Origin of the sequence: Danxiaibacter flavus, assembly GCF_041060425.1 — a bacterium.
Classification (GTDB): domain Bacteria; phylum Bacteroidota; class Bacteroidia; order Chitinophagales; family Chitinophagaceae; genus Danxiaibacter; species Danxiaibacter flavus.
The window spans coordinates 1-1232 of the sequence record NZ_JAULBC010000021.1 but is presented as its reverse complement, the minus strand read 5'-3'; the positions used below and the strand labels follow the sequence as shown (position 1 = coordinate 1232).

The 1232-nt window shown below is 47.5% G+C and carries 1 protein-coding gene; it reads right to left on the bottom strand.

Features of this window, described 5'->3' with window-relative positions; genetic code table 11:
• Positions 1–1232, bottom strand: a 1232-nt coding sequence (locus tag QTN47_RS28015) for a condensation domain-containing protein (protein WP_369332762.1), incomplete at both ends; no start/stop codon positions are given.

The window sequence follows — 1232 nt, the reverse complement described above, 5'->3', positions numbered from 1 at the left end:
GTACATCCGTATACACACATTGCACCGGCACACTGAACGACTCATAATAAAAACCACTTCTGAGGATACTGTGCCGCCTCAATACATACTGCCAGCTTTGCGTAAACATTGCTATATCCGGATGTGTTAAATAACATCCCAGCTGGTTGATGTAAACACTTACTCCTTCCGCGTATATACTATGAAACAATATTCCCTGTTGTAAACCACTTAAACGGCATAGCGAAGAAACAGATCGCCCTGCCTTGCGGCATCCTTCCCAAAAATTATCCAGCTCCTCACAACTGATCACTGAACCCAGTCCATAATCTGATGGCGTATATATGCTGCCATATTTTGCCTGCTCAAGGCAATGGGCTACCAGCGATTGAAGCTGGTTCAGATAAGCTGATGCCAGCTCCCTGATGGTTTGTTCATGGTAGTGCTTACTGCTATAGGTCCAGTTCAGTATTAATTTTCCATTTAGTACAAAGCTGTTCACTGAAAGTTTTTCATACACCCGGTGTTCCCCGTTGATGCCCGCTCCCGGTGATTCATCGGCTATAGCCAGCCCTTTATTTTTAGTAATATTATCCAGCTGTCCCAGGTAATTAAATACAATCTCCCAGGGTGCTGAACCCTGTAACGACAACTGCCTGTTGATGTATTTCAGTACCCCATAGCCTATTCCTTTTGCAGGAACATTGCGCAATTGCTCCTTCACCTGTCTGATCGCCGCACCATCACTAGTATTGCCTACATGTAGCAGCACCGGGTAAAGGCTCGTGAACCATCCTACTGTACGGCTGATATCGACGTCTTTAGCTATGGCTTCCCTGCCGTGTCCCTCCAGCCCTATCAATACTTCTTCAGCCTTACTCCATGCTCTTATTGTAAGGGCCAGTGCGCAAAGGAGCAGATCATCAACCCTGGTATGGTATGCATGTGACGCCTCCTGCAATAGGCTGCGGGTTTGATCAGCTGGCATCTCCACGGTGTGAACAATCGTATCTTTTATACAGACAGCTTCATCAGCGCCGGTATCCACCGGTATATGAGACTTGTAGCTACCAGCCTTTTCCCAGTGCGGCAGCTGCTGCTGCAACTGATCGCTTTGGCCATATTCCCTGAGTGCATTGTACCATTGGCGATAGGAACTGCTCTTGCCTTGCAGTATAGCCGGGACTCCATGGCTCAGGCTGGTTAACAGTTCTTCCAGGTCTTCCAATAATATTCTCCATGACACGCCGTCT